This window comes from Gordonia sp. NPDC127522, assembly GCF_042672305.1.
GTDB lineage: Bacteria > Actinomycetota > Actinomycetes > Mycobacteriales > Mycobacteriaceae > Gordonia > Gordonia hongkongensis.
In genome coordinates this window covers 1-19294 of record NZ_JBHXVK010000014.1, presented here as the reverse complement: position 1 = coordinate 19294, position 19294 = coordinate 1, and the positions used below count along the sequence as shown (strand labels likewise).

Annotated in this window: 14 protein-coding genes and 1 rRNA gene; all 15 read left to right on the top strand. The window is 69.2% G+C overall.

Features of this window, described 5'->3' with window-relative positions; genetic code table 11:
• Positions 1–6: 6 nt before the first annotated feature.
• Positions 7–1401: an acyltransferase family protein gene (locus ACFVHY_RS18580; RefSeq protein WP_390274500.1), complete on the top strand. Its 1395-nt coding sequence runs from the start codon at positions 7–9 to the stop codon at positions 1399–1401.
• A 124-nt stretch (positions 1402–1525) separates the two neighbouring features.
• Positions 1526–2578 (top strand): phenylalanine--tRNA ligase subunit alpha, encoded by a 1053-nt coding sequence (gene pheS, locus ACFVHY_RS18575; RefSeq protein ID WP_390274497.1) that lies wholly within the window; start codon positions 1526–1528, stop codon positions 2576–2578.
• A 63-nt stretch (positions 2579–2641) separates the two neighbouring features.
• Positions 2642–5119, top strand: a complete 2478-nt coding sequence (gene pheT / locus ACFVHY_RS18570; protein WP_390274494.1) for a phenylalanine--tRNA ligase subunit beta — start codon at positions 2642–2644, stop codon at positions 5117–5119.
• A gap of 58 nt (positions 5120–5177) precedes the next feature.
• Positions 5178–6227, top strand: coding sequence for an N-acetyl-gamma-glutamyl-phosphate reductase (gene argC, locus ACFVHY_RS18565; protein ID WP_390274492.1), 1050 nt, complete (start codon positions 5178–5180; stop codon positions 6225–6227).
• The gene (gene argJ / locus ACFVHY_RS18560; RefSeq protein WP_390274490.1) at positions 6224–7486 is read left to right on the top strand and encodes a bifunctional glutamate N-acetyltransferase/amino-acid acetyltransferase ArgJ; all 1263 of its coding nucleotides are present in this window, start codon (positions 6224–6226) and stop codon (positions 7484–7486) included. Before argC ends, argJ begins: the two co-directional genes overlap by 4 nt.
• Positions 7483–8400, top strand: coding sequence for an acetylglutamate kinase (argB, locus tag ACFVHY_RS18555; protein ID WP_390274488.1), 918 nt, complete (start codon positions 7483–7485; stop codon positions 8398–8400). Before argJ ends, argB begins: the two co-directional genes overlap by 4 nt.
• Positions 8397–9590 (top strand): acetylornithine transaminase, encoded by a 1194-nt coding sequence (locus tag ACFVHY_RS18550; RefSeq protein ID WP_390274486.1) that lies wholly within the window; start codon positions 8397–8399, stop codon positions 9588–9590. Before argB ends, ACFVHY_RS18550 begins: the two co-directional genes overlap by 4 nt.
• Complete coding sequence (gene argF / locus ACFVHY_RS18545) at positions 9587–10510, top strand: ornithine carbamoyltransferase (RefSeq protein WP_390274484.1); 924 nt, start codon at positions 9587–9589, stop codon at positions 10508–10510. The genes ACFVHY_RS18550 and argF overlap by 4 nt, the downstream gene beginning before the upstream one ends.
• A 13-nt stretch (positions 10511–10523) precedes the next feature.
• Entirely contained in the window at positions 10524–11030 is a 507-nt protein-coding gene (locus tag ACFVHY_RS18540) for an arginine repressor (RefSeq protein WP_390274481.1), read from the top strand.
• Between the two features lie 159 nt (positions 11031–11189).
• Positions 11190–12389, top strand: coding sequence for an argininosuccinate synthase (locus ACFVHY_RS18535; RefSeq protein WP_058253842.1), 1200 nt, complete (start codon positions 11190–11192; stop codon positions 12387–12389).
• On the top strand, positions 12386–13858 hold the full coding sequence (gene argH, locus ACFVHY_RS18530) for an argininosuccinate lyase (protein WP_390274478.1): 1473 nt from the start codon (positions 12386–12388) through the stop codon (positions 13856–13858). Before ACFVHY_RS18535 ends, argH begins: the two co-directional genes overlap by 4 nt.
• A 95-nt stretch (positions 13859–13953) precedes the next feature.
• Positions 13954–16950: an AMP-binding protein gene (locus tag ACFVHY_RS18525; protein WP_390274476.1), complete on the top strand. Its 2997-nt coding sequence runs from the start codon at positions 13954–13956 to the stop codon at positions 16948–16950.
• A 5-nt stretch (positions 16951–16955) separates the two neighbouring features.
• Complete coding sequence (locus ACFVHY_RS18520) at positions 16956–17177, top strand: Trm112 family protein (protein ID WP_390274473.1); 222 nt, start codon at positions 16956–16958, stop codon at positions 17175–17177.
• A gap of 59 nt (positions 17178–17236) precedes the next feature.
• Positions 17237–18571, top strand: a complete 1335-nt coding sequence (gene tyrS / locus ACFVHY_RS18515; protein ID WP_390274470.1) for a tyrosine--tRNA ligase — start codon at positions 17237–17239, stop codon at positions 18569–18571.
• A gap of 446 nt (positions 18572–19017) precedes the next feature.
• Positions 19018–19294 (top strand): 16S ribosomal RNA (locus ACFVHY_RS18510); the annotation flags it as partial.

Genomic DNA, 19294 nt, shown 5'->3' with positions numbered 1-19294 from the left:
GACGCCATGCCCAGCATCGACTCGGGACGGCCGGCGTCGACCGGTCTGCCCACGCCCCGTGAACTCGCCACCCTCACCGGGGACCGCGACCGCGTCATCGACCTGATCCGCATCATGTCGCTGGCGGTCGTGGTCGCCGGCCACTCGATCATGCTCACCGTCGACGTGACCGACGACTCGGTTCATCTCGGCAACACGCTCGGCGACGTGCCCGCACTGCAGCCGGCGACCTGGCTGCTGCAGGTGCTGCCGCTGTTCTTCTTCGCAGGTGCAGCCGCGGCGACCCGCGGCTGGACCTCGCGCGGCGACGGTGACACACCGACCGCCGGGCAGTGGCTCGTCGCCCGAACGCAACGGTTGATGCGCCCGGTGTTCTGGTACCTCGGTGCCGTCGCGGCCGTGTACGCCGTCCTGTCCGGCACCGGTGCCACGGCGGCGGCCGACGTGGTCGCGCGTCTCGGGGTGCAGTTGCTGTGGTTCCTCGGCGCCTACCTGCTCGTGCTGGCGGTGGTCCCGTTCCTGCAGCGACTCCGGTCCGTCGGTGGTGTGCTGGCCGCCCTCGCGGTGTGTTGGGGGAGCACCGCGCTCGTCGACGCCGTCCGACTGACGGACGGCCCCGCAGCGCTCGGCTACCTGAACTTCCTCGCCGTGTGGACGATCCCCGCGGTCCTCGGGGTCGCGTACGCCAAGAAGATCCTGCGGCCCGGGCACGCCCTCCTCGCGGCCGCCGGTGCGCTGGCAGCCGACCTCGTCCTCGTCACGTGGGGACCCTACGAGGTCTCCCTCGTGACGGTTCCGGGCCAGCACCTGTCCAACATGAGTCCGCCGAGCCTGCTGCTCGCCGGCCACGCGATCGTGTTGTGCGCGGGCGCGATCGCGGTGCGCCGGTTCCTCGCGGTCGTCGCCGACCGTCCGCGCGTCTGGTGGTGGGTGGTGCTGGGCAACCGGGGCGCGATGACGCTGTATCTCTGGCATCTGCCGGTGCTCGCGGCGATCATCGGTCTGTGCGCCGCGGCCGGCATCGACCGCGCCGACGTCGGCGCTTCGTCCTTCCCGATGATCGTCGGGGCGCAGACCGTGTTGCTCCTCGCGGGCATGGTCCCGGTCGTCGCGATCCTGTCCCCACTCGAGAACCGGTCCCTGCCGTGGTGGGACGAACCGGTCGCCCGGCGCAGCGGACCGGTGCGGAACGCGGCCCTGCTGACTGCGCTGGCCGGGCTCGGCGTGGCGGTCCTGATGCTCGCGCGCGGGGGTCTGACCGGCGGCGGTGTGTGGTGGCTGATCATGGGCCTCGCCTGTGCCACCTGCTCGCGTTGCCTCGCGGTTCCCGCCGGTCGTCCGACGGCAGCGCCAGGGCTTCCCGGTGACGACGCCTCCCTGCAGGTCAGCGCCCCGCGGTAGTCGACTACCCTCGACGGGAGTCATCGTCGGCGCCGGAGGTGTCCGCCGGCCCGTTGGGTCGGCGTGCACAGCGCGACGACGATGCCGACCATCCATCGATCGACGCACGAGGAGCACGCCCACCGTGGCCACTTCCGCCGACGCAACGGCATTCCCGGGACCCGACGACCTCGAGGCGGCCGCGACGTCGGCCATCGAGGACTTCGAGGCGGCGGCCGACCTCGATCAGCTCGCCGCGGCCAAGTCGGCGCACCTCGGTGACCGCTCGCCGATCGCACTCGCCCGGCGCGCGCTGGGTTCCCTCCCCAAAGAGAAGCGTTCCGAAGCCGGCAAGCTGGTCAACCAGGTGCGCGGCCGGGTGTCGGCGGCCCTGGAGGCGCGCACCGCCGTCCTCGACGCCGAACGGGACGCGGCGGTCCTCGTCGCCGAATCGATCGACGTGACCCTGCCGAGCGGCCGGCGTCCGGTGGGCGCGCGACATCCCATCACCGTCATCGCCGAGCAGGTGGCCGACGTGTTCGTCGGTATGGGCTGGGAGATCGCGGAGGGCCCGGAGGTCGAAACCGAGCACTACAATTTCGACGCGCTCAACTTCCTGCCCGACCACCCCGCCCGGTCGATGCAGGACACCTTCTACATCGCGCCCGAGGGATCGCGGCAGGTCCTGCGGACGCACACCTCGCCGGTGCAGGTGCGCTCGATGCTGAGCCGCGACCTGCCCATCTACGTGGCGTGCCCGGGCCGGACGTTCCGGACCGACGAGCTCGACGCCACCCACACCCCGGTCTTCCATCAAATCGAGGGACTCGCCGTCGACAAGGGACTCACCCTCGCCAACCTGCGGGGCACCCTGGAGACCTTCGCGCGGGCACTCTTCGGCCCGGAGACGACGACCCGCATGCGGGCGAGCTACTTCCCGTTCACCGAACCCTCCGCCGAGGTCGACGTGTGGTTCCCCGCCAAGAAGGGGGGACCCGGCTGGGTCGAGTGGGGCGGCTGCGGCATGGTCAACCCGAATGTGTTGCGCGCCAGCGGTATCGACCCGGATGTGTACTCCGGATTCGCGTTCGGGATGGGCCTGGAACGCACCCTGCAGTTCCGCAACGACATCTCCGACATGCGGGACATGGTCGAGGGGGACATCCGGTTCACCCTCCCGTTCGGTCCGGCCGCCTGACCGGCACCGCGCAGATCCCGCCCCGACGACTCCTCACGACGCGACGAAAGTAGTTGATACACAGTGCGTGCACCACAGTCCTGGTACACCGAGGTCCTCCGCGCCGGCGACCCGCAGTGGTCGGCGACCACCGATGAGATCGACGCGGGTTTCGTCCGTGTCGGGTTCGAGATCGAGGACATCGAGGCGTTCCCGGAGATCACCGGACCGCTGGTGATCGGTCGCGTAGAGACGATCGAGGAGCTCACCGAGTTCAAGAAGCCGATCCGGTTCTGCACGGTCGCCGTCGGTGAGGACGAGCCCCGCGGAATCGTCTGTGGTGCACGAAACTTCGCCGAGGGTGACCTGATCGTCGCCGCGCTGCCGGGGGTCGTGCTCCCCGGTCCCTTCGAGATCGCCTCGCGCAAGACCTACGGCCGGGTGTCCGACGGCATGATCTGCTCGGTCTCCGAGCTGGGTATCGGCACCGATCACAGCGGCATCCTCGTGCTCGCGCCCGGGACCGCCGAACCGGGCGCGGACGCCCGCGAGGTCCTGGGACTCGCCGACGCGGCGATCGACGTCAACGTCACCCCCGACCGCGGCTACGCGTTCTCGGTGCGCGGCCTGGGCCGCGAGCTCGCGGGCAGCTTCGGGGTCCCGTTCGTCGATCCCGGACTCCGGGCCGCGGACCTGGCGGACGACGGGTCGGCCCCGGCGTGGCCGGTCGCCATCGACGAGAACTCCGGCGCGACGCGCTACACCGCTCGGGTCATCACCGGTGTGGACCCGACCGCGATCTCCCCGTGGTGGATGCAGAAGCGGCTCATGGTCGCCGGTATCCGCCCCATCTCCGCGATCGTCGACATCACCAACTACGTCATGATCGAACTCGGTCAGCCGCTGCACGCCTTCGACGCCGACCGTGTCACCGGAGCCGTCACGGTCCGGTCGGCCCAGCCGGGGGAGAAGCTCACCACCCTCGATGACACCGTTCGCGTCCTCGACCCCGAGGATGTGCTGATCGCCGACGAGGCCGGACCGATCGCCCTGGCTGGTGTCATGGGCGGCGCGAGCACCGAGGTGGGTCCCGAGACGAAGACGGTGCTGCTGGAGTCGGCGACCTTCGATCCGGTTCGGGTCTTCCGCACCGCGAAGCGCCACAAGCTGACCTCCGAGGCCAGTAAGCGGTTCGAGCGGATCGTGGACCCCGAGATCACCGCGGTGGCCTCCGACCGCGCCGCCCGGCTGATCGTCGAGATCGCCGGCGGACGCATCGCCTCACCGCTGTCCGAGACCCATGTCCAGACCCCGATCCGGTCGACCATCGCCATCGCTGCCGACGAACCGGACCGGGTCGCGGGCGTCAGCTATCCGCCGGGAACCACCCTGACGCGGCTGACCGAGGTCGGTTGCGTGGTGACCGGGACCGACGAGCTGGACGTGTTCCCGCCCTCGTGGCGACCCGATCTGCGGCAACGCGCCGACCTGGTCGAGGAGGTCCTGCGTCTGGAGGGCTTGGAGGACATCCCCGCCGTGGTTCCGCGCGCGCCCGGCGGCACCGGACTCACCCCGGTTCAGCGACGCAGGCGCAGCGTGGGACGCACCCTCGCGCTCGACGGCTACGTCGAGGTCCTGCCGTATCCGTTCATGCCGGCCGGCGTGTTCGACCTCTGGGACCTGCCCGCCGACGATGAGCGCCGGCGCACCGTGAAGGTCCTCAACCCACTCGAATCCGATCGCCCCGAGCTCAACACGACGTTGCTTCCGGGTCTCCTCGAGATGGCGGCCCGCAACATCGCACGCGGTCAGCGGGATCTGTCGCTGTTCACCATCGGTCAGGTCGTCATCGCCGGCGATCACGTCGCCGCGGTGGACGCGCTCGACGTCACGCGCCGCCCGACCGACGAGGAGATCGCGGCGCTCGACGCCTCGCTGCCCCATCAGCCGCTGCACGTCGGCGTCGTCCTCACCGGACTGCGCGATCCCGCGGGCCCCTGGGGGCCGGGACGCGCCGCCGACCACCTCGATGCCTTCGAGGCGGCGCGCACGATCGGTCGCGCGGCGGGGGTGACCGTCGAGCTCACCGCCGACGATCAGCGCCCATGGCATCCCGGCCGCTGCGCGCGGCTGACGGTCGACGGCCGCACGGTCGGTTACGCCGGCGAACTCCACCCCGCAGTGCTCGAGCGGGCCCATCTGCCGAAGCGGACCTGCGCTGTGGAGATCGACATCGACGCACTGCCCTTGGACGCGCGACTCCCGGCGCCGTCGGTGTCGGTGTTCCCCGCGGTCCTGCAGGACGTCAACGTCGTCGTCGGAGGGGAGGTCCCGGCAGCGGACGTCCAGAAGGCGCTTCGTGAGGGGGCCGGCGACCTGCTCGAGGACATCGCACTGTTCGACGTCTTCACCGGTGAACAGGTCGGAGCGGGCAACAAATCGTTGACGTTCTCGCTGCGGTTCCGCGCCCCGGACCGTACCCTCACCGAGGACGAGGCCAACGTGGCCAAGCTGGCCGCCGTCGACGCAGCCGCCGCGCGAGTGGGGGCCCGTCTCCGCTGACCCCATCGGCGTGTCACCCCGCCGTGAATTGATTTGCAGCCTGCTGCATAATGATCACATGGCTTCGACAAGCAAGGTGAGGGTGGCGGTGGCCGGCGCGAGCGGCTACGCGGGTGGCGAGATACTCCGGTTGCTGTGCGGACACCCCCGTCTGCGATCCGGCGAACTCGAGATCGGCGCGCTCACCGCGGGTGGCAATGCCGGGACGCTCCTGGGTGCGCACCATCCCCATCTGCTCCCGCTGGCCGACCGGGTCCTGGAGGACACGACACCGGAGACCCTCGCCGGACACGACGTCGTCTTCCTGGGCCTGCCGCATGGCGCATCCGCGGTGATCGCCGATGCCCTGCCGCCGACGACGCTGATCATCGACTGCGGGGCCGACTTCCGGTTGCGCGACGCCGGTGAATGGACGTCGTACTACGGCGGAGACCACGCCGGGACCTGGCCGTATGGTCTGCCCGAGTTGCCCGGCAACCGGGAAACGCTCCGGGACGCGAGCCGGATCGCGGTGCCCGGTTGCTATCCGACGGTGTCGATCCTGTCGTTGCTCCCGGCCATCGCCGCGGGCATCGCCGATCCGCACGTGACCGTCGTCGCGGTGAGCGGGGCATCGGGTGCCGGACGGTCGCCCAAGGTCGACCTGCTGGCGTCCGAGGTCATCGGGTCCGCGCGGGCCTACGGCGTGGGCGGGGTCCACCGGCACACGCCGGAGATCTCCCAGGCGCTCTCGGCCGCCGCGGAACAGCCGGTGACCGTCTCCTTCACGCCCATCCTCGCCCCGATGGCCCGCGGCATCCTCGCGACGTGCACCGCGCGCACCGGGGCCACCGCAGAGGAGGCCCGCGCGGTCTACGAGAAGGCCTATGCGGACGAGGAATTCGTGCACGTGCTGCCGGAGGGGCGGCTGCCTGCCACCGGTTCGGTGATCGGCTCCAACGCCGTCCAGCTCGGCGTGACCGTCGACGAACGCGCACAGACCCTCGTGGTCGTCGGCGCAGTCGACAACCTGACCAAGGGGACCGGCGGCGCCGCGGTCCAATCGATGAACCTGGCGCTGGGCTGGACCGAGAACGAGGGACTGAGCACCGTGGGAGTGGCACCGTGACCGGATCGCAGGGCAGCGCGGAAACAGAGCAGGACCGGATCGAGGGCGGCGCCCCTGGCGATCACCCGCGGCTCGTGCGGAACCAGGGCGTCACCGCGCCCCTGGGGTTCCGGGCCGCCGGAATCGCGGCGGGCATCAAGGCATCCGGTGCGCTCGACCTCGCACTCGTCTTCAACGAGGGCCCCGACCATTCCGCCGCCGGCGTCTTCACCCGCAACCAGGTGAAGGCGGCACCGGTGATGTGGTCGCAGCAGGTCCTCACCACCGGCCGGCTGCGCACCGTGATCCTCAACTCGGGCGGCGCGAACGCCTGTACCGGACCGGGCGGCTTCCAGGACACCCACAAGACCGCGGAGGCGGTGGCCGACGCGCTCAGCAACTGGGGGACCAGCACGGGCGCCGTGGAGGTCGCGGTGTGCTCCACCGGACTGATCGGCGACCGGCTGCCGATGGACAAGGTCCTCGCCGGGGTCACCGAGATCGTCCAGGACATGGGCGGCGGCCTGTCCGGCGGCACCGACGCGGCCCACGCGATCATGACCACCGACACCGTCCCCAAACAGGCTGCGCTGCACCACCCGCAGGGGTGGAACGTCGGCGGCATGGGCAAGGGCGCCGGCATGCTGGCGCCGTCACTGGCGACGATGCTGGTCGTGCTCACGACCGACGCGGTGGCCACCGCCGAGCAGCTCGACACCGCCTTGCGCAGGGCGACGGCACGCACCTTCGACCGGCTCGACATCGACGGCTCGTGTTCGACGAACGACACGGTTCTGCTGCTGAGTTCGGGCGCCAGCCAGATCCCGGTCGAGCAGACCGATCTCGACGACGCGGTGTTCGCCGTCTGCGACGATCTCGCCGCCCAGATGATGGCCGACGCCGAGGGCGTCACGAAGCGGGTCGTCATCACGGTCACCGGGGCGCACACCGAGGACGACGCGCTGACCGTCGCCCGTGCCGTCGCGCGAGATTCGCTGGTGAAGACCGCCCTGTTCGGGTCGGATCCGAACTGGGGGCGGGTACTCGCCGCGGTCGGCGCGTCGCCGGTCACCGTCGATCCCGACCGGATTGCGGTGTCGTTCAACGGCAACCCGGTGTGTCAGAACGGTTTCGGGGTCGAGGGCGCGCGGGATGTGGACCTGTCAGGCCCCGACATCGCCGTCGTCGTCGACCTGAAGCTGGGAGAGTCGGCGGCCGGTGTCCGCACCACCGACCTCTCCCATGCGTACGTCGAAGAGAACTCGGCGTATTCGTCATGACCGAGACGACATCGGGCGTCCACCCGATCGACCCCGCGGCCGGCCTGGCCAAGGCGAAGGTCCTCGCCGAGGCCCTGCCCGCGCTGCAGCGACTCGCCGGTGCGACCGTCGTCGTCAAGTACGGCGGCAACGCCATGATCGACGACGAGCTGAAGAAGGCGTTCGCGGCGGACATGGTCTTCCTGCGCGCCTGCGGCATGCATCCCGTGGTGGTTCACGGAGGTGGCCCGCAGATCTCGGCGATGCTCAAGCGACTGGGACTCTCGGGTGAGTTCAAGGGCGGATTCCGGGTGACGACCCCCGAGGTCATGGACGTCGCCCGCATGGTTCTCTTCGGTCAGGTCGGGCGGGAGCTCGTGGGGCTGATCAACTCGCACGGACCGTATGCCGTCGGCATCACCGGTGAGGATGCCCACCTGTTCACCGCGACGCGGCGCACGGTGCTCGTCGAGGGTGTTCCCACCGACATCGGCCTCGTCGGCGACATCGCGTCGGTCAACACCTCGGCGGTGCTGGATCTGGTTGCCGCCGGCCGCATCCCGGTCGTCTCGACGATCGCGCCGGACCGCGACGGGGTGGTGCACAACATCAACGCCGACACCGCGGCCGGTGCTCTCGCCGAGGCGTTGGGGGCGTCCCGGCTGGTGATGCTGACCGATGTCGAAGGCCTGTACACGGACTGGCCCGACCGCGGATCCCTGGTGTCCCAGATCGACACCGACACACTCACCGAGCTGTTGCCGTCGCTGGACTCCGGCATGGTCCCCAAGATGGAGGCCTGCCTCCGCGCCGTCACCGGCGGCGTCGACCGCGCACACGTGATCGACGGGCGTGTCGCCCATTCCGTACTGGCCGAACTGTTGACCGAGAGCTCGACCGGCACCACCGTCGTCGTGCCTGAGGAGGACGCATGACCGCGCCACTGCAGCAGCGCTGGGCACAGTCGCTGATGAACAACTACGGCACACCCCCGATCGCCCTGGTGGAGGGCTCGGGAGCGTATGTCACCGACGCCGATGGCAAGCGCTACCTCGACCTGCTCGGCGGGATCGCGGTGAACGCCCTCGGCCACGCCCACCCGGCGATCGTCGACGCGGTCACCCACCAGCTCCAGACGCTCGGGCACGTGTCGAACCTGTACATCGCCCCGCCCGTCGTCGAACTCGCCGAGGCATTGCTCGGCCGGTTCGGTCATCCGGGTCGCGTGTTCTTCTGCAACTCCGGCACCGAGGCGAACGAGGCCGCATTCAAACTGGCCCGACGGACCGGCCGGCCCGAGATCGTCGCGGCGGAGCAGGCCTTCCACGGACGCACCATGGGTGCGCTCGCGATGACCGGTCAGCCCGCCAAACGCACTCCGTTCGAACCGATGCCGCCGGGCGTCCGGTTCGTTCCCTACGGTGACGTCGACGCGCTCGACGCCATGGTCACAGACCAGACCGCCGCGGTGATCCTCGAACCGATCCTCGGCGAGGCCGGCGTCGTCGTGCCCCCGGCCGACTACCTGGCGGCCGCTCGCCGGATCACCGAGGAGCGCGGCGCGCTGCTGATCCTCGACGAGGTGCAGACCGGCGTCGCTCGCACCGGTACGTTCTTCGCCCATCAGCAGGTGGGCGTGGTCCCCGATGTGATGACGCTTGCGAAGGGATTGGGCGGTGGCCTCCCCATCGGCGCGTGCATCGCCACCGGCCCGGCGGCCGACCTGTTCGGGCCGGGCCAGCACGGCACCACCTTCGGTGGCAATCCGGTCAGTGCGGCCGCCGCGCTGGCCGTCCTGAGGGTCATCGAAGCCGACGGTCTCCTCGATTCCGTTGCCGCGGTGGGGAAGTCGATCGCGACCGGCATCGAGGACCTGCAGCATCCGCTGGTCTCGCATGTGCGTGGATCCGGCCTGCTGCTCGGTGTCGTGCTGACGCAGCCGCTCTCGCAGCGCGTCGAGGCCGCCGCCCGGGACGCGGGGTTCCTGATCAACGCACCCGCGCCCGACGTCCTGCGCCTGGCCCCGCCGCTGATCCTCACCGAGGAGCAGGGACAGGATTTCGTGCGCGCGCTACCGACACTGCTCGACACCGCCGCCACATCGAACGAGGGGGACAAGCAATGACCAGACATTTCCTGCGCGACGACGACCTGACCCCGGCCGAGCAGGCCGAGGTGCTCGCACTCGCGGCCGAGGTCAAGGCGAAGCCGTTCGACTTCCGGCCGCTGGAGGGCCCCCGCGGGGTCGGGGTGATCTTCGACAAGAACTCCACCCGCACCCGGTTCTCGTTCGAGGTCGGCATCGCCCAGCTCGGCGGTCATGCGGTCGTCGTCGACGGCCGGACGACACAGCTCGGCCGCGAGGAGACCCTGGAGGACACCGGCCTCGTCCTGTCCCGCTTCGTCGACGCCATCGTGTGGCGGACGTTCGGGCAGGACCGGCTCGAAGCGCTGTCCTCGACCGCCACGGTGCCGGTCGTCAACGCGCTGTCCGACGAGTTCCACCCTTGCCAGGTGCTCGCCGACCTGCAGACGATCGCCGAGCACAAGGGTCCGCCGGCGGGTCGGACGATGACGTACCTCGGTGACGGTGCGAACAACATGGCGCACTCGCTGGCGCTCGGCGGCGTCACGGCCGGCATGCACGTCGTCCTCAGCTCGCCGGACGGTTTCCAGCCCGACCCGGCGGTGATCGCCGACGCCGAGAAGCGTGCCGCGCAGACCGGCGGCTCGGTGACGCTCGAGACCGACCCCGTTGCCGCCGCGACGGGTGCCGACGTCCTGGTGACCGACACCTGGGTGTCCATGGGGCAGGAGGATGACGGCAAGGACCGCACGGCGCCGTTCCGGCCGTACCAGATCAACGACGAACTGCTCGCCCATGCCGCCGACGATGCGATCGTCCTGCACTGCCTACCCGCGCATCGTGGCGACGAGATCACCGCCTCGGTGATCGACGGACCCCGCAGCGTCGTGTTCGACGAGGCGGAGAACCGCCTGCACGCGCAGAAGGCCCTGCTGATCTGGCTGTTGGACCACCAGTGAGCGGACACCCACGATGACCGCCGGAGCCGAACCCTCGGAGAGCCGCCTCGCCTCCACCCGGGCGGGGCGTCATGCGCGCATCATCGAGATCCTGTCCACGCATCAGGTACGCAGCCAGTCGGAGCTGCAGCGGTTGCTCGCCGAGGAGGGCGTCGACGCCACCCAGGCCACCCTGTCACGCGACCTCGACGAGCTCGGGGCCGTGAAGCTTCGGGCCGCGGACGGCGGCGCCGGGGTCTACGTGGTGCCCGAAGACGGTTCGCCCGTCCGCGGGGTGTCCGGCGGCACCGACCGGCTCGGCCGGCTCGTGTCGGACCTCCTGGTCTCGACCGACAGCAGTGGCAACCTCGCGGTGTTGCGAACGCCCCCGGGCGCCGCGCACTACTTGGCGGCTGCGCTCGACCGGGCGCGCCTGCCCGACGTCGTGGGGACGATCGCCGGGGACGACACGATCTTCGTCGTCGCGCGCGAGCCGCTCGACGGAGCGGAACTCGCCCGCCGGATCGAGGGCCTCGTGTAACCCTCGCCGCATCGACATTCTCGGTTCCGCCTCCGCGGAACCGGCAGACCACACCAAACGAACAGCCGAGATGCCGCCAACCGGATACCCGGGCGGTGTCGTCGGAACACCGGGGCCGATGATGGACTCGGTCATCGCGCAGAACAGGAGCTTCACCTCATGGCAGAACGTGTCGTACTCGCATACTCGGGCGGCCTGGACACCTCGGTCGCGATCAGCTGGATCCAGAAGGAGACCGGCAAAGAGGTCGTCGCCGTGGCACTCGACCTCGGTCAGGGCGGCGAGGACATGGAGGTCATCCGCCAGCGCGCACTCGACTGCGGCGCGGTCGAGGCCGTCGTGGTCGATGCCCGCGACGAGTTCGCCGACGAGTACTGCCTCGGCGCGATCACCTCGAATGCGCTCTACATGGATCGTTATCCGCTCGTCTCGGCGCTGTCGCGCCCGCTGATCGCCAAGCACCTGGTCACCGCCGCCCGTGATCACGGCGGCACCGTCGTCGCCCACGGATGCACCGGCAAGGGCAACGACCAGGTCCGCTTCGAAGTCGGTTTCGCCACCCTGGCGCCCGATCTGCAGGTGCTCGCGCCGGTCCGCGACTACGCCTGGACCCGCGAGAAGGCGATCGCCTTCGCCGGGGAGAACGACATCCCGATCAACGTGACCAAGAAGTCGCCGTTCTCGATCGACCAGAACGTGTGGGGACGCGCGGTCGAGACCGGCTTCCTCGAGGACCTGTGGAACGCGCCGACGAAGGACGTCTACGACTACACCGAAGACCCCACCGTCAACTGGAACTCGCCCGACGAGGTCATCATCGGCTTCGACAAGGGCCGCCCGGTCAGCATCGACGGCCGCCCGGTGAGCGTCCTCGAGGCGATCCAGGAACTCAACCGTCGGGCCGGCGCCCAGGGCGTCGGACGCCTCGACGTGGTGGAGGACCGCCTGGTGGGCATCAAGAGCCGCGAGGTCTACGAGGCGCCCGGCGCCATGGTTCTCATCCGCGCACACGAAGAACTCGAGCACGTGACCATCGAGCGCGAGCTCGGCCGCTACAAGCGCGGCACCGACCAGAAGTGGGCCGAGCTGGTGTACGACGGTCTCTGGTTCTCGCCGCTGAAGCGGTCGCTGGACGCGTTCGTCGCCTCCACGCAGGAGCACGTGACCGGCGAGATCCGGCTGACCCTGCACGGCGGCACGATCGCCGCGACCGGCCGCCGCAGCTCGGAGTCGCTCTACGACTTCAACCTCGCGACCTACGACGAGGGCGACACCTTCGATCAGTCCGCGGCCCGCGGCTTCGTCGAGCTGCACGGCCTGTCGTCGAAGATCGCCGCGAAGCGGGACCTGAATCTGTGAGTGCGGGCACCGGCGGCGGCAGCGGCCCGGAGACCGGCGGGACGACCAACCAGGGTTCGCTCTGGGGCGGTCGCTTCGCCGGTGGTCCGGCGGAGGCGATGGCCGCGCTGAGCAAGTCGACCCACTTCGACTGGGCCCTGGCCCCGTTCGACATCGAAGCGTCCAAAGCGCATGCACGGGTGCTGAACAAGGCCGGGCTGCTCACCGCCGAGGACCTCACCGGCATGCTCGACGGGCTCGATCGCCTCGCCGCCGATGTCGCCGACGGCAGCTTCGGGCCGGCCGAGTCCGACGAGGACGTCCACGGCGCGCTCGAGCGCGGCCTGATCGAGCGCGTCGGTCCCGAACTCGGGGGCCGGTTACGCGCGGGGCGCTCACGCAACGACCAGGTCGCGACCCTGTTCCGGATGTGGCTGCGCGCCGCCATGCGGCGGGTCGCGTTGGGCCTGCTCGACGTCGTCGACGCGCTCACCGCACAGGCGGCGGCCCATCCCGACGCGATCATGCCGGGCAAGACGCACCTGCAGGCCGCACAGCCGGTCCTGCTGGGGCACCATCTGCTGGCGCACGCGCAACCACTCCTGCGCGACATCGACCGGCTAGCCGACGCGGATCGTCGAACCGCGGTGTCGCCCTACGGTTCCGGCGCCCTGGCCGGCTCCTCCCTGGGCCTCGATCCGGCAGCGATCGCCGCCGACCTGGGCTTCGACGCACCCGCGGAGAACTCGATCGACGCCACCTCATCGCGCGATTTCGCCGCGGAGGCCGCGTTCGTCTTCGCGATGATCGCAGTCGACCTCTCCCGGTTGTCCGAAGAGGTGATCATCTGGAGCACACCGGAATTCGGTTACGTGACGCTGGCCGACGCGTGGTCCACCGGCAGCTCGATCATGCCGCAGAAGAAGAACCCGGACGTCGCCGAACTCATGCGCGGCAAGGCAGGTCGTCTCATCGGCGACCTCACCGGACTACTCGCCACTCTGAAGGCGCAGCCGCTGGCGTACAACCGGGACCTGCAGGAGGACAAGGAACCGGTCTTCGACGCGGTGGCCCAACTGGAGCTGTTGCTGCCCGCGGTGACCGGCCTGGTCGCCACGCTCGAGTTCCACACCGAGCGCATGGCCGAACTCGCGCCGGCCGGTTTCACCCTGGCCACCGACATCGCCGAATGGATGGTCCGACAGGGCGTGCCGTTCCGGGTGGCGCACGAGGCCGCGGGTGCGTGTGTCCGCGAGGCCGAGTCCCGGGGCGTCGGCCTGGACGAACTCGACGACGCGACGCTGGCCGGTGTCCATCCCGCGCTGACGCCGGCTGTGCGTGACGTCCTGACCGTCCACGGTTCGGTCGAATCGCGCAACGCGCACGGCGGCACCGCACCCGGACAGGTCCGGCGGCAGATCGACGTCGTCACGGCCCAGACGGCCGATCTCCGAACACGCTGGACCGCTGGGCACGGCGGGCGCCGCTGATCCCGCACGACTGGGTACAGTGACCTGTGTCACCGACGCCGCGTCATTCAACGCGCTGGTGAGGCCGGTACACCGACGACGGGAGGATCGACACGATGGCGGTGTGGGACGGGGGCCCCGATCTCGTGGGGGCGGTCGGCAGGGTGCTGGCCACCGCGCAGAACGGCCTCGAGGTGCTGCGGTTCGGTGGACTGGAGACCGGTACCGAACCGGCGCCTTTCGCGGTCGTCGAGACACACAAGATGTTCCGGCTGCGTCGGTATTTCCCGAACGATCCGTCGACCGGCCCGAACATCGTCCTGGTGCCGCCGATGATGGTGTCGGCCAACGTCTATGACGTCACCGAGCACAACGGGGCGGTGTCGATTCTGCACCGCAACGGCATCACGCCGTGGGTCGTCGACTTCGGGTCACCCGACTCCGAAGAAGGCGGGATGGAACGCAATCTCGCCGACCACGTGGTCGCGATCAGCCACGCGATCGACCTGATCGTCGAGGCGACCGGCCGTGACATCCACCTCGCCGGGTATTCGCAGGGCGGGATGTTCGCCTACCAGACCGCGGCGTACCGCCGGTCCAAGGGGATCGCGAGTCTGATCACGTTCGGCAGTCCGGTCGACGTCCTCGCCGCACTGCCCCTGGGGCTGCCCGCGGGACTGGTGGCCCCGGCGGCCGAGTTCCTGGCCGACAAGGCGTTCTCACGCAACCTCTGGGTGCGGGATTGGATGGCGCGCACCGGCTTCCAGCTCCTGGATCCGGTGAAGACGGTGCGCAGCCGCATCGACTTCCTGCGCCGTCTGCACGACCGCGAGGCTTTGCTCCCACGGGAGGACCAGCGCCGCTTCCTGGAGGCCGACGGCTGGGTCGCATGGTCCGGCCCGGCGATCGCCGAGCTGCTCCGGCAGTTCGTGGCGCACAACCGCATGGTCTCCGGCGGCTTCGTGATCAACGGCGATCTGGTGTCCCTCGCCGAGATCACCTGCCCGGTGCTCGCGTTCGTGGGCGATGCCGACGACATCGGGCAACCGGCGGCGGTACGGGGCATCGTCCGCGCCGCGCCCGACGCGGAGGTGTACGAATCCACCTTGCCGGCCGGACATTTCGGACTCGTGGTCGGCAGCGCGGCCGGTGAACACACCTGGCCGACGACCTCCGATTGGGTGAACTGGCTCTCCGACAACGGTCCGCGGCCCGAACTCGTCTCCGAGATGTCGCTCGTCGAGCCGGGTCACGGCGGCGGGGTCAGCCTGTCGTCGCGACTCACGCACGGGGTGGGGTCGGTGGCCGACGCCGGCACCGCCGCCTCGCGCGAATTGCTCGGCCTGGCCAACTCCCTGCAACGCACGTCGCGAGCCGTCGCCTCGGAGTCGGTGCGGACCGTCCCCCGATTGTTCCGGCTGGGACAGATCCAGAGCGGGACGCGCATTTCCCTGTCGAAGCTGATGGCCGAGAACACCAAGCGCGGCGGCGACAAGGAACTGTTCCTCTTCGAGAACCGTGTGCTCACCCACGCCCAGGTGAACACGCGTATCGACAACGTGGTCGCCGGGCTGGTCGACTGCTGCATCCGCCCCGGCCAGCACATCGGCGTCCTGATGGACACCCGGCCGAGCGCCCTGGTCGTCATCGCGGCGCTCTCGCGTCTGGGCGCGGTGGCGGTGCTGCTCGCCGCGGACGCCGACGTCCGCGAGATGATGCGGCTCGCCGACAGCTCGGTCATCGTCACCGATCCCACCAATCTCGATCTCGCCACCGCCGCCTCGGACCGCGTCCTGGTACTCGGCGGCGGCAGCGGTGATTCCCGCGCGATCGACGGTGCGGACGGCATGTCGATCGTCGACATGGAACGCATCGATCCCGACGAAGTCGCGATGCCGACCTGGTACCGGCCCGACCCCGGCCTCGCGGGCGACCTCGCGTTCATCCTGTTCAGCCGCGCGTACGGCAAGCTCGTCCCGTGGCCGGTGACCAACCACCGGTTCGCGATGTCGGCCTTCGGCGCGGCTTCCGCGGCGGCGCTCACCGACCGCGACACCGTGTACTGCCTGCCGCCCCTGCACCATGCGTCGGGGCTGCTCACGACCCTGGGGGCGACGGTGGTCGGGCGGTCGAGGATCGCGCTGTCGAACGGCATCGATCCCACGAACTTCGCCGTCGAAGTGCAGCGCTACGGCATCACGGTCGTGTCCTACACCTGGTCGATGCTCAGCGGGATCGTGCGCGACCCCGACTTCCACATCAACCAGCACAACCCGATCCGGCTGTTCATGGGCTCGGGCATGTCGGCGGGACTCTGGGAGGACGTGTGCTCGAGTTTCCCACGCGCACGCATTCTCGAGTTCTTCGCGACGGCCGACGGCTCGGCGATCCTCGCGAACGTCTCCGGGGACAAGCTGTCCTCCGTCGGACGGCCACTGCCGGAGACGAACCCCGTCGAGGTCGCGGCCTACGACATCGTCGGCGACCGGCTGCTCATCGACGACTCGGGCTTCGTCCGCCGGGCGGAGACGGGGGAGCCCGGTCTGCTCCTGGCCAAGGCCAAGCACAAGTTCGACACCAACGGGACGGTGCTCCGCGACGTCTTCACGACGCGTGATCGGTGGGAGGTGTCGGGTCATCTGTTCGTGCGCGACGCCGACGGCGACCTGTATTTCCTCGGGGCGACCGACCGCGTGCTCCGGACCGCGGACGGCCCGGTGTTCATCCCCCCGATCGCCCACGCCCTGTCCCGACTGAAGAGCGTCGACCAGGTCGTCGTCTACGGGGTCGGCGAACCCGGCCACCAGGTCGTCGTCGCGGCGATGACCCTCCGGCCCGGGGTCACGGCGGACTCGCTCACGGTGACACAACTGCGGATCGCGCTGGGGGAGTACCGGGCCGAAGAGCGCCCCCATCTCGTCCACGTCGTGGACCAGATCCCGCAGTCGGCGTCGTTCCGCCCGCTCAGCACCGGTCTGGTCGAAGACGGACTTCCGAAACCGGGTGCGCGCGTCTGGTACCGCGACGACGAAGGGCGCTACCGCAGGTACACGAGGACCGTGGCGGAGAAGCTGGACTGGACCGGGTCCTCGACGCGCAATGCCCTAGGCTGATGCGGGTGACGACACGCGCTGAGGCCATCGACCCGATCGTGCGCGAACGCCTGGCCTGCCCGCAGGACCACGGTCCGCTGATCGACGCCGGCGACGAGCTGTACAACCCGAGGCTGCATGTCGCCTACCGCATCGACTCCGACGGCATCCCGGTGATGCTCGTCGACGAGGCGCGCACGGTCGACGACGCCGAGCACGAGCGCATCGTCGGTTCTCAGCCGGAGTAGCCCGCCAACGGGAGTCACCTCGACCGCACCTCGATCTCGTCGGATGACAAGATCGAGGGGTGAGTGCTGACAACGTCGAACCCCCCCGACCGGCCGCGTCCTCCCGGCCGACTGCCGTCCCCGCCACCGTCGACATCCTCGACGAACTGCAATGGCGCGGGCTGATCGCCCAGTCCACCGATCTCGGTGCACTGGGGGAGGCGCTCGCGAACGGACCGGTCACGTTGTACGCGGGCTTCGACCCGACGGCGGCGAGTCTGCACGCCGGCCACCTCGTCCCGTTGCTGACCCTCAAGCGTTTCCAGTTGGCGGGTCATCGTCCGATCGTCCTCGCAGGTGGTGCCACCGGTCTGATCGGTGATCCCCGCGAGGTGGGGGAGCGGACGATGAACTCGGCGGACACCGTCGCCGAGTGGGCCGCACGTATCGATGCGCAGCTTCGGCGGTTCGTCGACATCGACGACACCCCTACGGGCGCCGTGGTGGTGAACAACCTGGACTGGACCGGCAAGCTGTCAGCGGTCGAGTTCCTCCGCGACCTGGGTAAGCACTTCTCGGTGAACGTGATGCTCGCGCGCGACACGGTGAAGCGACGCCTCGAGGCCGACGGCATGAGCTACGCGGAGTTCAGCTACCTGCTCCTGCAATCGAACGACTTCGTCGAACTGAACCGCCGGTACGGATGTGTGCTGCAGATCGGTGGTTCCGACCAGTGGGGCAACATCGTCGGCGGCGTGGATCTGGCCCGTCGACTCGACGGCTCGGCACTGCACGGGATGACGGTTCCGCTCGTGACCTCGTCGGATGGCAAGAAGTTCGGCAAGTCCACGGGTGGGGGCAGTCTGTGGCTCGACCCGGAACTGACGAGCCCCTACTCCTGGTACCAGTACTTCGTGAACACGGCGGACGCCGATGTCATCCGTTACCTGCGCTGGTTCACCTTCCTGGGGCGCGAGGAGATCGACGAACTCGAACGTGCCACCGCCGAGACCCCGCACCTGCGGCGCGCACAGCGCACACTCGCCGCCGAGATGACGACCCTCATCCACGGTCAGGCCAACACCGATGCGGTCCAACTGGCCAGCCAGGCACTGTTCGGTCGGGCCGAGCTCGATGAACTCGACGAGGCGACCCTCGCGGCTGCAGTTGGGGAGACCTCGATCGCCGAGTACGGCGAGACCCGTCCGACGATCATCGAGTTGCTGGTCGACACGAAGCTGTCGGAGTCCAACAAGGCTGCTCGCCGTGCAGTGTCCGAGGGCGGCGCGTACGTGAACAACACCAAGATCACCGACCCGGAGTGGCAGCCGGCCGACGCCGATCTGCTCCACGGGCGGTGGTTGGTGGTGCGTCGCGGCAAGAAGAGCTTCGCCGGCGCCAGAGTAGGCCTCTGAACTGGCGATTTGACGCGTTGTTCGCGCCTGTGTAACTTAATCGACGCACCGCAGAGAGCAACTCCCCCGGAGCCGCAAGCCCCGGGGAAGTAAGAGTGCCCGAGCCACACGCTCAGGCCGCCTGTGCGGGCCACTCCCGAGAACAAGATCGCGAGTAGTTTTGCGCTCTGGGAGAGCTCATCGGAGCCGGCTTCACATCGAAGGCGTCTGGTGGGTGTGTGTTCTTTGAGAACTCGATAGTGTGTTGGTGGATTGTTTGATGCCATATTTTGGTGTCAGATGGTTTGCTTGGATGATGTGTCCGCGACCTTGATGTCGCGTGATGCTGATGAGTTTATTTTTTGATGCCAGTTTTTTTGAGGATTATTTTGGTCAGGTTTTGCTTTCCTGGTTGAAGATTTTGTGTTGAAACGTCGGCTTTCGGGCTGGTTTGGTTTCTGCATTTTTTCATGGAGAGTTTGATCCTGGCTCAGGACGAACGCTGGCGGCGTGCTTAACACATGCAAGTCGAACGGAAAGGCCCAGCTTGCTGGGTACTCGAGTGGCGAACGGGTGAGTAACACGTGGGTGATCTGCCCTGCACTCTGGGATAAGCCTGGGAAACTGGGTCTAATACCGGATATGACCAACTGTCGCATGGTGGTTGGTGGAAAGCTTTTGCGGTGTGGGATGGGCCCGCGGCCTATCAGCTTGTTGGTGGGGTAATGGCCTACCAAGGCGACG